Here is a 15636-nt window from a genome sequence, read left to right as displayed (position 1 = left end):
GGCGTACCGGGCCAGCCCCCTCTGCCCTGCCGGGCATCTCCCCCACAAGGGGGAGATTGGCTGGGCGCGCCCAGGTCACTTCGACCGTGAGCCTCGAAGATGGCGAGACGTTGCCACGAGTCGATCTCCCTCCTTGTGGGGGAGATGTCCGGCAGGACAGAGGGGGGTATTTCCTGCCGCGACCACAATTGCCCCAAGAGCGATCGGCCCACCTGCAACTGGCTCGGCGAAAACATCAGATCCGCTCTTCCGTCTCGGCGTCGAACAGCGAGGCCATGGTCATGTCGAAGGCGAGACGTACCTTGGCGCCGACGGCATAACGCCTTGCGCCGCCGATGCGAACCGACATCACATGGCCCGCATGCTTCAGCCAGAGCAGGTTGTCCGCGCCCATCGGCTCCTCGATATCGACCACCGCTTCGTGAATTTCGCCGCCGGTTATGTCGCCGTCTACCTTGATATGTTCCGGACGGACGCCGAGGGTGACCTTGCGTCCGGGCTTCAGCGGCTCGGAAGCACCATAACCGTCCAGAGAAAAGCTGACCCCATTCGTCCTGAAGACGGCGCGGCCGCCCTCCTCGGCCAGTTCGCCGGTGAGGAAATTCATCGCCGGTGAGCCGATGAAGGCTGCCACGAAACGGTTCTTCGGCTTGTTGTAGATCGTCACCGGATCGTCGAGCTGCTGGATGACGCCGCTCTTCATGATGGCGATGCGGTCGGCAAGCGTCAGCGCCTCGATCTGGTCGTGGGTGACGTAGATCATCGTGTTCTTGAGCGCCTGATGCAGCCGCTTGATCTCGACGCGCAGTTCGGAGCGCAGTTTTGCGTCGAGGTTCGACAGCGGCTCGTCGAACAGGAAGACGTCGACATCACGCACCAGCGCTCGGCCGATCGCGACGCGCTGACGCTGGCCGCCGGAAAGTTCCGAGGGCTTGCGCTTGAGAAGCGGTTCGATCTGCAGGATGCCGGAGGCGCGTGCCACGCGGCGATTGATCTCGTCCTTCGGGATCTTGGCGACGCGCAGGCCGAAGGATAGGTTTTTTTCCACCGTCATCTGCGGATAGAGCGCGTAGGACTGGAACACCATGCCGATGCCACGGTCCTTGGGCTCTTCCCAGGTGACGTTCTTGTCCTTGATGAAGATCTGGCCATCGGTCGGCTCCAGAAGCCCGGCGATGCAGTTCAGCAGCGTGGACTTGCCGCAGCCCGACGAGCCGAGCAGGACCAGGAACTCGCCGTCATAGATGTCGAGGTTGAGGTTTTCCAAGACCTTGACCGAGCCGAAGGACAGCGACAGTTCGCGGATGGAAACGCTGCTCTGAGTGCGCGTGGAAACATTGTTGAGCATCAGGCTTTACCCTTTGACTGCGCCGGCCGCGATGCCGCGGACGAAAAGCCGGCCGGAAACGAAATAGACGATCAGCGGAACCGCACCCGTCAACAGCGTCGCCGCCATGTTGACGTTGTATTCCTTCACGCCCTGGACGGAATTGACGATGTTGTTGAGCTGCACGGTCATCGGATAGGTATCCGGCCGGGTGAACACCACGCCGAACAGGAAGTCGTTCCAGATGCCGGTGGTCTGCAGGATCATCGAGACGACGAAGATCGGCAGCGACATGGGCAGCATGATCCGGAAATAGATCTGCCAGAACCCCGCCCCGTCGATGCGCGCCGCCTTGAAGAGTTCCTCCGGCAGCGAGACGAAATAGTTGCGGAACAGGAGCGTCTGGATCGGCATGCCGAAGATAGAATGCACCAGGATGAGGCCGTAGAGCGAGCCGTAGAGGCCCAGTTCGCGCAGCACGATGACGATCGGATAGATCATCACCTGATAGGGGATGAAGGCGCCGACGATCAAGATCGTGAAGAAGATCTCCGAGCCCTTGAACCGCCAGTTGGCAAGCGCATAACCGTTCACCGAGGCGATCGCGATCGACACGATCACCGATGGCACGGTGATGCGAACCGAGTTCCAGAAGCCGCGCGAAAGGCCGTCGCAATTCAAGCCCGTGCAGGCTTGAGCCCAGGCCTTCACCCAGGGCTCGAAGGTGATCTCCATCGGCGGCGAGAAGATATTGCCGAGACGGATTTCCGGCATGCCCTTCAGCGAGGTGACGACCATCACATAGAGAGGAATAAGGTAATAAATTGCCGCAAGGCCGAGCGCGCCATAGACGATGATATTGCGCGACGAGAGCGTTTTGCGGGGGCGTTTGCCCTGCGGACCGGATTCCAGCCGGGAACCGGCCTGGCCGGAGCCCGCAGCCACGGAAATGGCGGGCATCGTGAGCGATTTATCCACGCTTGCGTCCTCCGAATTCGAGGTAGGCCCAGGGCACGATGATGATGGCGACGGCGAGAAGCATCATGGTGGATGCCGCAAATCCCTGGCCGAGGTTCTGGGCGAAGAACATGTAGTCGTAGACGTATTTGGCAGGCACGTCGGAGGCGATGCCGGGGCCGCCGCTCGTCTGCGCCACGACGAGGTCGTAGATCCTGACGATGCCGCTGGCGATGATGACGAGCGTGGTGACGAAGACCGGCCGCATCATCGGGATGATGATGAAGAGATAGGTCTTCCACATCGGGATCCCGTCGACGCGCGCCGCCTTCCAGATGTCCTCGTCGATGCCGCGAAGCCCGGCGAGCATCAGGCACATGACGAGGCCCGTCCCCTGCCAGAGCGCGGCGATCAGGATGCCGTAGATGACGATATCGGAATTGTAGAGCGGATCGAAGGTGAAGCTCGTCCAGCCCAGTGAGCGGACCACGGACTGCACGCCGAATTCGGGGTTCAGGATCCATTGCCAGACAAGGCCGGTGACGATGAAGGACAGCGCGAACGGATAGAGGAAGATCGTCCGGAACGTGTTTTCGAAACGGATCTTCTGGTCCATCAGCGCGGCCAGCAGGAAACCGATCGTCAGGCTGAAGATCAGCGACAGGCATCCGTAGGTCGCCAGATTCTGGATCGAGACGATCCAGCGCGGCGTATCCCAGAGCCGCTCATACTGTTCCAGACCGACGAAGGACAGGCGCGGCAGGAGCTTGGAATTGGTGAAGGAATAAACGACGGTCCAGATCGTGCCGCCGAGGAAGATCACCACGGCTGTCAGCATCATCGGGATCGAGGCAATCTTCGAATTGAGATTGCGGAATAACTGGTTGGGTCGGCCGGGCTGAGTGTGCGCCGCCATGGTCAACTCCTCTGGATAGCAAAGGCTGCTGGAAGCAAGCCACCACCGGCCCCGCCCCTCTCGGACGCGGAGCCGGCTGTTGGATCGCTGTCTGTTGGATCAACCGGCCTTGGAGAAAATAGCGACGAAGCGCTTCTGGGCTTCCTCGGCAGTGATCGACGTGTTGGCGAAGAACTGCGACATCAGGTCTTCCAGCTGCTTCTGCGTATCCTGCGTAATAAGCTGGTCGGTGCTGGTGACGACATTGCCCTTGGCGAGGATCTCGAGACCCTTCTTCATGCAGTCGTTGGCGGCCGCAAGATCGACGTCGCCGCGCACCGGCAGCGAGCCCTTCTTGAGGTTGAAGGCAACCTGTGTCTTGGCGTCGAGAAGCGACGAGGCAAGCGCTTCCTGTGCCTTCGTCTTCGCCGCGTCCTTGAGGACCGGGAAATAGAAGGCGTCGCCCGCCGTCGAGATCACCTCGTTCACGCCGAGGCCAGGCAGGCAGGTATAGTCGACGCCGGCCTTCTTGCCGGCAAGCTGGAATTCGCCCTGCGCCCAGTCACCCATGATCTGGCCCCCGGCTTTGCCGGTAATCACCATGTTGGTCGCCTGGTTCCAGTCCTGGACATTGGTGCCCTTCGACATCTTGCGGGCGTCGTCGGCTGCCTTGAAGACCTTGGCCATTTCCGGACCGGCAGCGACCTTTGCGTCCTTGTCGCCATAGACCTTCTGGTAGATGTCCTTGCCGCCGATCGCGACCGTCAGCACGGCGAACAAGCCGGTCGATTGCCAGGCCTGGCCGCCGACTGCGAGCGGCACGATGCCGGCCTTTTCAAGCGCCGGAGCGGCTGCGACATATTCGTCCCAGTTCTTCGGAACTGCTACGCCCGCCTTCTTGAAGGCGTCGTTGGAAAGCCACAGCCATTGCCAGGAATGGATGTTGAGCGGCACGCAGTAGATCTTGCCCTCGAAAGTGCAGGATTTCAGCAGGCCCGCGGGGCGGACGATCTTGTCCCAGCCTTCCTTCTTGGCGAGATCGGTGAAATCGCGCATCAGGCCTGCCTGGACCAGCTCCTCGGCCTGGCGGCCATGGTTGAACTGGGTGGCCGCCATCGGATCGCCGCCGGTGATACGGCTGATCATGATCGGACGGGCGGTGCCCCCGGAACCTGCAATCGCGCCGTCAACCCACTTGTTGCCGGTTGCGTTGAAAGCCTTGGCGAGTTCCGCGACTGCGGCAGCCTCGCCTCCGGATGTCCACCAATGGGTGACTTCGAGATCTGTGGCATGAGCCGCGCCTAACGGCAGCATCACGGTTGCGGCAAGAACAGCCGCCATAGAACGAATATTCATGAGTCTCCTCCCTCACTGAAACGTTGCCGTAAAAACCTAAGGCAATCGCTGATATGACGCAACCGCTTTTGTCCGAAAAAATTTGCGAGTGGAGAAGATACAACCGAAAGAGGATTTGCGGGAAATTTGCTGGCTTGTTCATTCGCCCCGACGGGAGGTCCAAAAGGTAGGATATCGGCGACTGATGGGCAATATCAGGAAGTCTGATTTTCGCATCTGCAAAAAGTCATTTCGCATCTGCGTTGTACAACTCTGAGGAATAGGGGTTTCCCATTGGGCAAAATTCCTCTCGACATTTTACCTGTATCGTTTCAGTTATTGATTTCATATTGGAGGACAGGGAGGTGTCGCGACGTTTCCGGGCAAGCTTCGGCCCTTTATAGTGGCCACCTGACTCGGGGGCAGCGACGGCAAATCATGGATGACAGCGGAAGACCAAGGACGGCCGGAACGCAGACAGCGGTCCGTGAACGTCCAACCTTGAAAACGATCGCCTATATGACGGGCCTCGGCATCACTACCGTTTCGCGGGCGCTGAAGGATGCGCCGGATATCGGCGCCGACACCAAGGAACGCGTCCGCCTCGTCGCCAACCAGCTCGGCTACCAGCCGAACCGCGCCGGCGTGCGCCTCAGAACCGGCAAGACCAATGTCATCGCCCTCGTGCTCAGCATCGACGAAGAGCTGATGGGCTTCACCAGCCAGATGGTGCACGGCATTTCGGAAGTGCTGGGTGGCACGCAATATCACCTCGTGGTGACGCCGCATTCCTTCCAGAAGGACCCGATGGTGCCGGTGCGCTATATCCTCGACACCGGCTCGGCGGACGGGGTGATCATCTCACGCATCGAGCCCGACGACGCGCGGGTACGGCTGATGACGGAGCGGAACCTGCCCTTCGTCACCCACGGCCGCACCGACATGGGGATTGTCCATCCCTATCACGACTATGACAACGAGGCCTATGCCTATAAGGCCGTTCAGAAACTGGTAGAAAAAGGCCGCCGGAGGATCGCGTTTCTGTCGCCGGGAAGCCGCTTCTCGTTCTACGTCCACAGCCGCATCGGCTTCGAACGCGGGCTTGCCGATTTCGGTGCTACCGAAGTGCCAATGGGCCGGGTGACCAGCGAGACGCCGCTTGAAGAGACCCGCGCCTATGCGGAACGGATGATGCGCGCGACCGAGCCGCCGGATGGCATCATCTCGATCAGCGGATCGGCGTCGATCGCCCTAGTGGCAGGCATCGAGGCTGCGGGCAGGAAACTGGGCCACGACGTCGACATGGTATCGAAACAGTCGGCCGACTTCCTCAACTGGATTCGCCCGGAGATCTATACGGTCAGCGAGGATATCCGCCAGGCCGGGCGCGAGCTCGCCAAGGCCCTGATGGCGCGCATCGACGGCGTCGGCCCCGAACTGCTGCAGAGTGTCGCAAAGCCCGTCTGGTCGAAGATGGCGCCAAAGGACTGAAACGAAAACGCCCGCCGGATTGGCGGGCGTTTTGCGTTGCGTGGATCAATGATCAGGCAAATTCGCTAAGGCCGCTGCCCCACGGGCCGTGATGCTTGTCGACGCCGTCGAGGCGGTCGAAGCCATGGGCGCCGAAGAAGTCGCGCTGCGCCTGGATGAGGTTCGCCGTGCCACGGCCGCGACGATAGGCATCAAAATAGGAGAGCGCCGAGGAAAGCGCCGGAACCGGCAGGCCGGAGAGAGCGGCGTAGGAAACGACGCGACGCAGCGGGGCGTCGGTATCCTTGACCATCTGCGCGAAGGCCGGCGTGACGATCAGGTTCGGCACATGCGGATCCTTGGTGAAGGCCGAGGTGATCTCGTCGAGGAAGGCCGAGCGGATGATGCAGCCGGCGCGCCAGATCTTGGCGATCGTCGGCATCGGCAGGTTCCAGTTATATTCGGCGGACGCTGCCGACATGACGGCGAAGCCCTGCGCATAGGCGGCGATCTTGGCGGCGAGCAGTGCGCTTTCGAGGTCGGCGATGAACGATGCCCTGTCCTTCGGCGCTTCCGCGACCTTCGGGAGGCCGAAGATCTTTTCGGCAGCCAGGCGTTCGGTTCTCTGGGACGAGAGGACACGGCCGGCGACGGCAGCCTCGATGGCGGTGGCGGCAACGCCCATGTTCTGCGCTTCGATAACCGACCACTTGCCGGTGCCCTTCTGCCCGGCGGCATCGACGATGACATCGACCATCGGCTTGCCGGAAATCGGATCGGCGGCGGTCAGGACCGTCTGGCTGATCTCGATCAGATAGGAGTTCAGGCGGCCCTCGTTCCACTTGCCGAATACGTCGCCGATTTCGGTCGCGCTCATGCCGAGGCCGTCGCGCAGGATGCCGTAGATTTCGGCGATCATCTGCATGTCGGCATATTCGATGCCGTTATGGATGGTCTTGACGAAATGGCCGGCGCCGTTTTCGCCGAGCCAGGCGACGCAGGGCTCGTCGTTGAACTTGGCGGAGATCGAGGTCAGCACCTTCTCGACGCGCTTCCAGCTGTCCTCGGTGCCGCCGACCATGATCGACGGACCGTGGCGCGCACCTTCTTCACCGCCGGAGACGCCCATGCCGATGAAGGTCAGGCCGCTGTCCTTCAGATTGTCGAAGCGGCGCATCGTGTCGCGGAAATTCGCGTTGCCGGCATCGATCATGATGTCGCCGGCCGAAAGGTAGGGCTTCAGAAGTTCCATCTGCTGGTCGACCGGATCGCCGGCCTTGATCATGATGATGATCGGCCGCGGCGGGCGGATGGCGGCGACGAATTCCTCAAGCGTCTCGCAGGGGACAAGCTGGCCCTGCAGTTCGCCGGCGTCGGCGTAGAACTTGCGGGTCGCTTCCGGAGACCGATTGAAGACGGCGATCTTGTTGCCTTTTTCGGCAATGTTGAGGGAGAGGTTAGAGCCCATGACGCCGAGCCCGATAAGGCCGATTTCTGCCTGTTCCACGGATGTGCCTCCTTATTGAGATTCGAGGGTGTTGTCGCATTCATATGGGGAAACGGCAAGGCGATGGCGACGCTAAACGATTAAATTTCCATGACACTCCGTCTTCGTCCAGGCGACGCGGCGACCTGTATTCTCCGCGGCGGACGGCGTCTTGCGACTGCCCAATTCGGATGCGACAACAAGGTATGAATACGGGCAAAGATATGCGCAGGGATACGCCGATACTGGCAATGCGCGTCGGCACTTACCGAGAGCGAGCGGCGCACGGGCCGCTTTCGAGGCTGTTTTGCCGTGTCTGGTCGCATCGCCTACCGGAGGGATTCGACGGACGGATTGCCGTCGTGCCAGATGGCTGCGCGGACCTGATCTGGGCGGGCGGTCAACTGATGGTGATCGGCCCCGACCGCACCGCCGCCTTTCCTGCCCTCGCCCCCGGTGAAACCATCCTTGGCCTGCGCTTCAGGCCGGGTGCGGCCCTGCACTGGCTCGACGTGCCGCTCCGCGAGCTGGTCGGACGAGCCGTGCCGCTCCGCGAGTTCCGGGACAACGTCCGGACGGTCGAAGAACAGTTGGCCGAAGAGGACTGTGCACTGGAAAGGCAGCGACTGTTGAAGGCTTGGGCGGCAGGAGAGGCATCACTGGCCGCCGCACCCCAAAGCCTGGTGGAAACCCTTTTCGATGAGCTCGGCAGCGGCGCGCTGCATGGCTCGTCGGCGATGCAGGCGCTCGGCGAACGCACCTTGCGCCGCCGGAGCCACGATCACTTCGGGTATGGACCGAAAACGCTCGAGCGCATCTTGCGCCTCCAGCGCTTTCTTCGCATGGTCCGCCAGCCCGCATCCGTAAACCTCGCTCTTCTCGCGCTTGAAGCCGGTTATGCCGATCAGGCGCACATGACGCGCGACGTGAAGGAGCTGACCACCTTTACGCCGTGGGAAATCCGGAGACAGCTTTGCGCCTGATTGTCCGTTTTGTTCAAGAAACGCCGTTTCTCTTCAGATAGACCGAGGGGAAACTGAGGAGGCCCCATGACCACCCTGCCCGCCCGTATCATTCATATCGGCATCGAGAGACCTTGGCAGCACGTCTATGCCTTCGCGAGCCGGCCCGAAAACATGCCGCTCTGGGCGTCCGGCCTTGCCGCCGGGCTTACCCCGGACGGTGACGACTGGATCGGCGACGGCGGACCGGTCGGCCTGGTGCGCGTGCGGTTCTCACCCGACAATCCATTCGGCATCCTCGACCACACCGTGACGATGGAAAACGGCCTTGTCGTCGAAAACCCGCTGCGCGTCGTGCCGAACGGCGATGGCGCGGAAGTCATGTTCACGCTGTTCCAGCGCCCGGACCTTGACGACGCGGCTTTCGAGGCAGATGCCGCCCATGTGCGGAAGGATCTCAGAGCGCTGAAAAAACTGCTGGAAGAAACCAAATAAGAGAGTCCAATGGAAACCAAGGGAGCGGATCGCAAGATCGACTATATCGAGTTCAACGTGAAGGACGTCGAAGCCGCCAAGGCTTTTTACGGCTCGGCCTTCGGCTGGACTTTCACGGACTACGGACCGGACTACTGCGAGTTTCAGGACGGAAGGCTGACGGGCGGATTTGCGAAATCGACAGAAGTAACCGCCAAAGGCGGCCCACTCGTCATTCTCTTCGCGGAAGATCTGGAAGGCGCCCTTGAGCGGGTCGGAAAAGCCGGCGGCCGGATCGTCAAGCCGATCTTCTCGTTCCCCGGCGGCCGCCGTTTCCATTTCGCCGATCCGGAGGGTTACGAGCTGGCTATCTGGTCCGACAGGTAGAGGTCAGGCCGCGGGACGCCGGCGGCGGTCGGCTGTTTCCTGCATGACCAGGAGCGCGCCGATCAGCTGTGACGAGCCAGAAACACAGGGCGACATGCGGCAGCGGATCACCACGGTCTGCCCGTCGATCTGATCCGCATAGGTCAGTGATATGCTCTCGCCTGCAAAGCAACGGTCGAGGCTCGGCTTGAAATCGTTCCTGAAACGGTGGAGACCGACAAATTCTGCGAAATGCCGGCCGATCAGCGCGTCGCGGGCGAGATCGAGACGGCGTGCGTTGGTCTCGTTGGAGTAGAATATCCGATAGCCCGGCGCGATCACCACGATGCGGTCGGAAATCCGGTTCAGCAGGGCATCGTCGAGAAAACCGTCTGCCGTCGCATCGGCGATCACCGCGTGCTCCTGCGGTTCCGGCTCCGGACGGCGATTGGCCGACACGCCGGTCTCCGGAACGACGTAGCGCTCCACAAGCATCTGCAGCAGATGCCCGTTGCGACGGACGCAGCCGCGGTCGTCGGCCTCTTCGTTCAGGAGATCGAGTGCGAAGCGGAATTGCGCCTGGATGCTGGCCGGATCCTTGCTCTGGCTCGAAAAGACAGCGAGCAGAAGCGGATCGAGTTCACGATCGAGCGAGGCGGTTGCATCATCATCGTTGCGTTCGACGGCCCGCCGCAGATCGGCGTATTTTGACCAGAACAGATCGATCAACGCTTCCAAAATGCCCTCCCCCTCGTGCCGGAGACTATCGCGACCCTTCCCCAAGATCGACGCCTCCAAATATTCAACGCGAATCAGATTAATTTATCCCTCAAAAGCAGACCCGATTTCTAGCCGGTCACATAAAGTAGAAATTGCAGTAACGCGCTCCGAAAAATCTCAAAATCTGCTTACAGATAGCGCTTGATATGCCACCGGTCGTGGTACCAGAGCCATTGTTCGGGATATTCGCGAACCCAGCTTTCCACCTTGTCGTTGAGCAGCTGGCCGGTCGCCTGGAGATCGAGTTTGCCGTTGGCGTCCCGCGGCAATTCTATCTTCGGTTCGATCTCGAGCCGGAAGCGGTTGCCCGGCAGCCGGATGCAGCGGGCCGGATAAACTTCCGCATCGAACTGCCGAACCAGCTTTGCGAGCAATGGGCTCGTCTGGACGGGCTGACCGAAAAAGCTGGTCTTGAGGCCCTTGCGGAATTTCTGATCCACCAGAACGCCGACGCCGCCGCCCGTTTCGAGCTTGCGCGCCAGAGCAAAGGACGAGCCGGCATGCGAAGGCACGAGCTGGCCCATGCGGGCGCTGCGGAAGGCGAAGACCTTGTCGGCGATATAAGGATTGTTCGGCGGCCGGAAGAGAACCGTCACTTCGAGGCCGAACGCGTTGCCGGCGACCGGCAGCAGTTCGAAATTGCCCGTGTGGGCCGTAAAAACAATGAACGGCCGCGGATTGTCGCGCAAATCGGCGAAGATCGGAATGCCGGAGACTTCCACCCTGCCCGGCTTCTCCTGCTCGGGATCGAAATCGAACAACCGGTCGAGAAAGACGTATTCGGCGGCGAGCCGGCCCATATGGCCCCAGCTCGCCATGGCGATCTCCTCAAGTTCCTCGTCGGTCTTCTCCGGATAGGCGTTGCGCAGGTTGACGAGCATCAGCTTGTGGCGGCCGAGCTTCGGCCCGATGCGACGCGCCATGCGGTCGGCGAACCGGATGCCCGGATCCGCGGGAAAGATCTTCAGGAAATTCAGGAGACCGAACGCGCTCTGCGCCACCAGCCATTGCTGGAAGTGAAGCAGCGCCAGAGCGATCCGGGTCAGGAACATCTTCACGGGGGGACGCCTCAGTCCATCCGGAGCACGATCTTGCCGAACACCTGGCGGGTTTCCATCCGCTCCAGCGCCTTGTCGATCTCGGCGAAGGTGACTTCCGTGTCGATCACCGGATGAACGATGCCCTGGGCCATCTTCTGCATGGCGTTCGCCATGTTCTCCATGCGGCAGCCGAAGGAGCCGAACAGCTTCAGCTGCTGCTGGAACAGCATCATCAGGTTCATGTCGGTCGAAACGCCGGACGTGGAGCCGCAGGTGACGAGCCGCCCGCCGCGCTTCATGCACAGCATCGAGCCGGCCCATGTGTCCTTGCCGACATGTTCGAAGACGACGTCGACGCCCTTCTTCTTGGTGAGCTTGCGCACGACGCCTTCAAACCGGTCGGTGCGGTAGTTGATGACGTGATCGGCGCCGAGCGCCTTGGCCCGTTCGATCTTGTCGTCCGAGCCGACGGTCGTAATGACGGTACAGCCGATCTTCTTGGCGAGCTGGATCGCCGCCGAACCGATGCCCGAGCCGCCGGCATGCACCAGAATGGTTTCGCCCGGCTGCAGCTTGGCATTGTCGAACAGCATGTGCTCTACGGTGCCGAAGGTGACCGGCGCCAGTGCTGCGGCAACCGCATCGACGCCCGGAGGCGCCGGCACCAGCAGGCGGGCCGGAAGGTTGGCCTTTTCCTGCGCAAAACCGTCGAGATGGAAACCGTGCACGCCGGAAACGTGTTCGCAGAGGTTGTCGCGCTTCTCGCGGCAGGGCTTGCAGAGGCCGCAGGTACGCGCGCCGTAGATCGATACGAGTTGGCCCGGCAGGACGCTCGAGACGCCCGGACCGATCGCTTCGACCACGCCGGAGGCTTCCGCGCCGATCGTCAGCGGCATCTTGCGCTTGGCGAATGCCATGCCGCGCCAGCCCCAGACGTCGATATGGTTGAGCGCGACGGCCTTGACCCGCAGCGTTACCTCGCCTGGGCCGGGGGCCTCCGGCTCGGGAATGTCCACCGCTTCGAGCTTCCGGTCATCGATCAGTTGCAGAGCGCGCATAATAGGTCTTCCTTCGCCCGGAGGCGTCCCAATTCGTCAAACGTGATTGGCGACGGTCTCTAAGCCGGTTCCAGCGCCATGACAAGGCTGGCGTTCTGTCCGCCGAAGCCGAATGAGTTGGAAAGGACCGCCGTCGGCTGCCCGTCCCGCTTTTTGTTCGGCACGACGTCGAGCACGATCGTCGGATCGGGGTTGGTATAGTTGATGGTCGGCGGCAGGGTTCCGGTCAGCATCGTCTGGATCGAGAAGACGGCTTCGACAGCGCCGGCGGCGGTGAGCGTGTGGCCGATCATCGACTTGTTGGAGGAAACCGGGATTTCCTTCAGCCGGTCGCCGAAGACGGCGAGCATCGCGCCATATTCCATCTTGTCGTTTTCCGGCGTCGAGGTGCCGTGCGCATTGATATAGCCGATTCGGCTCTCATCCATGCCGGCGTCTGCCAGTGCCGCGCGGATCGTCGCAATCGCCGGGCCACCGTCAGGCGAGGACCGGGTGCGGTGGAAATGGTCGGCCTTTTCGCCGCAGCCCTTCATGATGCCGAGCACCTTCGCACCGCGGGCGATTGCCGATTCGAGCGATTCGAGCACCAGCGTCGCGGCACCTTCGGCGATGACGAACCCGTCGCGATCCTTGCTGAAGGGCTTTGACGCCTTTTCCGGCGGGTCGTTCTGGGTGGAGAGTGCGGAAAGGAGCGAGAAGCGGATCAGCGCCTCGGCGCTGACCGAACCGTCAGTCGCAACCACCAGCGAGCGCTCGGTGCGGCCCTGGCGGATCGCTTCGACGCCAAGCTGGATGGCCGTGACGCCTGAGGCGCAGGCCGTCGAGAGGGTCACGGGCAGTCCGCGGGTGCCGAACTTGTCGGCAAGGCGTTCGGAGATCGAGCCGAACTGGACGGCTTCGAGGAAGACCGGGTCCGGACGTTCGCGCATGGCGGCGAGGAAACGGTCATAGGCGTCGCCCTCGGCCTTCGACGGCGGGGCGCGATCGGCAAGCGCGAAACGGTCGCTCCATTCCGGCTCGACCGGCGGTGCTGCAAGAAAGAGCGGCCCGTCGAAATCGCCGGAAAGGCCAGACTGGGCGAGCGCCTCGGTGGTGGTCTCGCGGGCAAAGGCGAAGGAACGTTCGACGGAATTTTCGGCCGGAACGGCGATGAAATCCACCGTGCCGCTGATCCGGGTGGACAGGCCCTCGGTCGGAAAGCGGGTCACCTTGTGGATGCCCGAGGTGCCGGAGGTCAGCGCCGCCCAGTTGTCGGCGAGGCCCTGGCCAAGCGAGGTGATGACGCCCATGCCGGTGATCGCGATGATCGGGCGGCCGAGATGATCCTTGAAGCGGTTGTCGCTCATCATAGCTCCTTTACGCGGCCGAGAGGACTGCAAGGCCCTCGCCGCGCGTATAACCGACGGTCGTCACCACCGCATGCTTTGCGGGCGCCGCCATCGGCTTTTCGTTCTGGGCATCGAATGTGGGTACTGTAGCCGCGCCATCCAAGGCCAATGCCGCAAGCGCCAGACCCAAGGGGAACTGCGCTTCCATGCCGTGGCCAGTGACGCCGCCAAATCCGCGGATCGCAGCGCCGGGGAATTCGGTCTCCAGCAGCGCTTTCTCCCGCGTCGCGAGATCGACGACGCCGCTCGCGCCCGAAAACACGATCGTATCGGCCTTGGAAATGCCCGACGCATGACCGGCGAGACGGGTGAGGCGCTTTTCGAGGCGGCCCTCGTCACGATTGCCGCGATCACCTTCGATCGCGTCGATGACGGCGTAGATATGGGCGCCGCGGGCTTGCGCATGGGCGCGCGATTCGAGCACCAGGAAGGCGCCGACCGTGCCCATGATCATGCCGCCGCCATTATCGGGCGAACGCGACCAGAGCGGATGCCAGCCGCCCGTCGCATGCGCACGAATACCCTCGACAAGAAGGATGATGTCGGCGCGTTCGGCGATGAATGCGCCGCCGACCAGGCAGTGGGTGGATTGGCCGGCCTTGATGCGATGGAAGGCGGTCTCGACGGCGGAAATGCCGGCCGCCTCTTCGCCCATGAAGGTGCGTGACGAACCGGTGACCTTGTGGACGATCGAGATATTGCCGGCGACCAGATTGGAAAGCTGTGCCAGAAACAGCGTCGGGCGAAGCTCGGTCGTCAACTTCTCGTTGAGCAGCATTTCGCGGTCGTTGCGCTTCAGTGCTTCGTCGACGATCAGCGAATCGACCTTGATGTCGCGCTCGCCGCCGCCGGCGGCCACGATCATGTCCATGGAAGCGCAGGCGTCCGCATCCGTCTTCAGGCCCGCGTCGTCGAGCGCAAGGCCTGCGGAAAATACGCCGAGCCGCTGCCAGTTCTCCATCTGGCGCTGGTCACCACGCTTGGCGATCTGCGCCGACCAGTCGATCTCGGGCATCGGATGCACCGGATACGGCGCGAAACGATCGATCTCGACTTTCGGGGCACCGGTTTCTGGCGACGACAGGAGCGCGATATGCGGCTCCTTGCCCACGCCCTGGCTGGTGACGATCCCGATACCAGTGATCACGACATCATTGTCAGACTTCATAATGTCCTCTTTGACCCACCGGACTGAACGGGCGGGCTTTTATGCGCTTGCGGCAATCGCATCCATCAGGCCGACCTCTTCCGCACGCTTGCGGATGACCGGCGCCAGCGGGATTTCGCTGAACGGCATGGTACGCAGTTTGAGCTGTGCGTCGCAGACCTTCTTGCCGTTACACGTGATCTTAGCCTTGGTCACCGCGTAACCGGACCCCTCATGCTCCAGAAACGCCTCGATGTCGAGAACCGCGTCGGGTTCCACAAAGGCGCGCATCTTGGCGCCGTCGACCGACATCAGGAACGGCATGGCGGCGAAATCGGTGGCGGCGAGCACCAGGAAACCGGAGGCCTGGGCCATGGTCTCGATCAGGAGCACACCCGGTACCAGCGGCATTCCGGGAAAATGGCCTTCGAAGACAGGGCTTTTAGACGGCACGACAGACCGCGCCTTCAACACTTTGGCCCCAAGATCGACCGCTTCGACGCGGTCGATCATCTGGAAATATTCGAGCAGCATGAGTTTGCCGGCCCGGGATGATCAGTGACGATCAGCCCTTGGCCGCCTTCAGCTCGTCGATCTTGGCACACAGGTTCTTCAGCACGAAGTACTCTTCGGTCGAAACCTTGCCTTCGTTGACTTCCTGGGTCCACTGTTCCAGCGGAATCTTGATCCCGAATTCCTTGTCGATGGCGAACACGATATCCAGGAAGTCCAGGCTATCGATGCCCAGGTCATCGATCGTGTGGCTTTCCGGCGTGATGGTCTCGCGATCGATTTCGCTGGTCTCAGCAATGATGTCGGCAACTTTATCGAATGTAGCTGTCACGCCCATGTCCTTCGCAGAATATCAAAATCAAGGTTCCACATAGGGAAATCGATCACAAATGCCAATGGCTTCGTGTTCCCACGTGAAAATTTGCACCGGAACTGTTG

16 protein-coding genes are annotated in these 15636 nt (G+C 61.8%); 4 read left to right on the top strand and 12 right to left on the bottom strand.

Annotated features, from left to right (window positions below):
• Positions 1 to 235: 235 nt before the first annotated feature.
• The 4 genes from LZK81_RS11220 to LZK81_RS11205 form a co-directional block, all read right to left on the bottom strand.
• Positions 236 to 1348, bottom strand: a complete 1113-nt coding sequence (locus tag LZK81_RS11220; RefSeq protein WP_046606888.1) for an ABC transporter ATP-binding protein — start codon at positions 1346 to 1348, stop codon at positions 236 to 238.
• A 6-nt stretch (positions 1349 to 1354) separates the two neighbouring features.
• Positions 1355 to 2287: a carbohydrate ABC transporter permease gene (locus tag LZK81_RS11215; protein WP_233956527.1), complete on the bottom strand. Its 933-nt coding sequence runs from the start codon at positions 2285 to 2287 to the stop codon at positions 1355 to 1357.
• Positions 2288 to 2297: 10 nt separating this feature from the next.
• Positions 2298 to 3200: a carbohydrate ABC transporter permease gene (locus LZK81_RS11210; protein ID WP_007760323.1), complete on the bottom strand. Its 903-nt coding sequence runs from the start codon at positions 3198 to 3200 to the stop codon at positions 2298 to 2300.
• A 99-nt stretch (positions 3201 to 3299) separates the two neighbouring features.
• Positions 3300 to 4535, bottom strand: a complete 1236-nt coding sequence (locus LZK81_RS11205; protein WP_233956319.1) for an ABC transporter substrate-binding protein — start codon at positions 4533 to 4535, stop codon at positions 3300 to 3302.
• A 417-nt stretch (positions 4536 to 4952) separates the two neighbouring features.
• Here LZK81_RS11205 and LZK81_RS11200 point away from each other — a divergent pair, with 417 nt between their 5' ends.
• The gene (locus tag LZK81_RS11200; protein WP_233956317.1) at positions 4953 to 6005 is read left to right on the top strand and encodes a LacI family transcriptional regulator; all 1053 of its coding nucleotides are present in this window, start codon (positions 4953 to 4955) and stop codon (positions 6003 to 6005) included.
• A 52-nt stretch (positions 6006 to 6057) separates the two neighbouring features.
• Here LZK81_RS11200 and gndA read toward each other — a convergent pair whose 3' ends face one another.
• On the bottom strand, positions 6058 to 7491 hold the full coding sequence (gndA, locus tag LZK81_RS11195; RefSeq protein WP_233956315.1) for an NADP-dependent phosphogluconate dehydrogenase: 1434 nt from the start codon (positions 7489 to 7491) through the stop codon (positions 6058 to 6060).
• Between the two features lie 185 nt (positions 7492 to 7676).
• Here gndA and LZK81_RS11190 point away from each other — a divergent pair, with 185 nt between their 5' ends.
• From LZK81_RS11190 to LZK81_RS11180, 3 genes are all read left to right on the top strand, one after another.
• Entirely contained in the window at positions 7677 to 8453 is a 777-nt protein-coding gene (locus LZK81_RS11190; RefSeq protein WP_233956313.1) for a helix-turn-helix domain-containing protein, read from the top strand.
• 66 nt (positions 8454 to 8519) lie between these two features.
• Positions 8520 to 8927, top strand: a complete 408-nt coding sequence (locus tag LZK81_RS11185) for an SRPBCC family protein (RefSeq protein ID WP_233956311.1) — start codon at positions 8520 to 8522, stop codon at positions 8925 to 8927.
• 9 nt (positions 8928 to 8936) lie between these two features.
• Complete coding sequence (locus LZK81_RS11180; RefSeq protein ID WP_233956309.1) at positions 8937 to 9293, top strand: VOC family protein; 357 nt, start codon at positions 8937 to 8939, stop codon at positions 9291 to 9293.
• Between the two features lie 3 nt (positions 9294 to 9296).
• On the opposite strand, the gene LZK81_RS11175 is transcribed toward LZK81_RS11180, so the two are convergent.
• The 7 genes from LZK81_RS11175 to LZK81_RS11145 form a co-directional block, all read right to left on the bottom strand.
• Complete coding sequence (locus LZK81_RS11175) at positions 9297 to 10010, bottom strand: PAS domain-containing protein (protein WP_046627422.1); 714 nt, start codon at positions 10008 to 10010, stop codon at positions 9297 to 9299.
• A gap of 170 nt (positions 10011 to 10180) precedes the next feature.
• Complete coding sequence (locus LZK81_RS11170) at positions 10181 to 11110, bottom strand: lipid A biosynthesis lauroyl acyltransferase (protein WP_046627423.1); 930 nt, start codon at positions 11108 to 11110, stop codon at positions 10181 to 10183.
• 11 nt (positions 11111 to 11121) lie between these two features.
• Positions 11122 to 12150, bottom strand: coding sequence for a zinc-binding dehydrogenase (locus LZK81_RS11165; RefSeq protein WP_046606879.1), 1029 nt, complete (start codon positions 12148 to 12150; stop codon positions 11122 to 11124).
• A 59-nt stretch (positions 12151 to 12209) separates the two neighbouring features.
• The gene (locus LZK81_RS11160; RefSeq protein ID WP_046606924.1) at positions 12210 to 13496 is read right to left on the bottom strand and encodes a beta-ketoacyl-ACP synthase; all 1287 of its coding nucleotides are present in this window, start codon (positions 13494 to 13496) and stop codon (positions 12210 to 12212) included.
• A gap of 10 nt (positions 13497 to 13506) precedes the next feature.
• On the bottom strand, positions 13507 to 14706 hold the full coding sequence (locus tag LZK81_RS11155) for a beta-ketoacyl-ACP synthase (RefSeq protein ID WP_233956307.1): 1200 nt from the start codon (positions 14704 to 14706) through the stop codon (positions 13507 to 13509).
• Positions 14707 to 14745: 39 nt separating this feature from the next.
• Positions 14746 to 15219: a 3-hydroxyacyl-ACP dehydratase FabZ family protein gene (locus LZK81_RS11150; protein ID WP_037082199.1), complete on the bottom strand. Its 474-nt coding sequence runs from the start codon at positions 15217 to 15219 to the stop codon at positions 14746 to 14748.
• A gap of 31 nt (positions 15220 to 15250) precedes the next feature.
• Positions 15251 to 15535, bottom strand: a complete 285-nt coding sequence (locus LZK81_RS11145; protein ID WP_092662234.1) for an acyl carrier protein — start codon at positions 15533 to 15535, stop codon at positions 15251 to 15253.
• Between the last annotated feature and the right edge of the window lie 101 nt (positions 15536 to 15636).

This window comes from Neorhizobium galegae (genome assembly GCF_021391675.1).
Classification (GTDB): domain Bacteria; phylum Pseudomonadota; class Alphaproteobacteria; order Rhizobiales; family Rhizobiaceae; genus Neorhizobium; species Neorhizobium galegae_B.
Note: the sequence above shows the minus strand (reverse complement) of the source record. Positions and strands in the feature narration are given on the sequence as shown.

Coding starts and splice junctions, on each gene's coding strand:
- LZK81_RS11215 (WP_233956527.1), bottom strand. CDS start 2,287: ATGCCCGCCATTTCCGTGGCTGCGGGCTCCGGCCAGGCCGGTTCCCGG.
- LZK81_RS11220 (WP_046606888.1), bottom strand. CDS start 1,348: ATGCTCAACAATGTTTCCACGCGCACTCAGAGCAGCGTTTCCATCCGC.
- LZK81_RS11150 (WP_037082199.1), bottom strand. CDS start 15,219: ATGCTGCTCGAATATTTCCAGATGATCGACCGCGTCGAAGCGGTCGAT.
- LZK81_RS11185 (WP_233956311.1), top strand. CDS start 8,520: ATGACCACCCTGCCCGCCCGTATCATTCATATCGGCATCGAGAGACCT.
- LZK81_RS11210 (WP_007760323.1), bottom strand. CDS start 3,200: ATGGCGGCGCACACTCAGCCCGGCCGACCCAACCAGTTATTCCGCAAT.
- LZK81_RS11205 (WP_233956319.1), bottom strand. CDS start 4,535: ATGAATATTCGTTCTATGGCGGCTGTTCTTGCCGCAACCGTGATGCTG.
- LZK81_RS11165 (WP_046606879.1), bottom strand. CDS start 12,150: ATGCGCGCTCTGCAACTGATCGATGACCGGAAGCTCGAAGCGGTGGAC.
- LZK81_RS11200 (WP_233956317.1), top strand. CDS start 4,953: ATGGATGACAGCGGAAGACCAAGGACGGCCGGAACGCAGACAGCGGTC.
- LZK81_RS11160 (WP_046606924.1), bottom strand. CDS start 13,496: ATGAGCGACAACCGCTTCAAGGATCATCTCGGCCGCCCGATCATCGCG.
- LZK81_RS11190 (WP_233956313.1), top strand. CDS start 7,677: ATGAATACGGGCAAAGATATGCGCAGGGATACGCCGATACTGGCAATG.
- LZK81_RS11145 (WP_092662234.1), bottom strand. CDS start 15,535: ATGGGCGTGACAGCTACATTCGATAAAGTTGCCGACATCATTGCTGAG.
- LZK81_RS11180 (WP_233956309.1), top strand. CDS start 8,937: ATGGAAACCAAGGGAGCGGATCGCAAGATCGACTATATCGAGTTCAAC.
- LZK81_RS11155 (WP_233956307.1), bottom strand. CDS start 14,706: ATGAAGTCTGACAATGATGTCGTGATCACTGGTATCGGGATCGTCACC.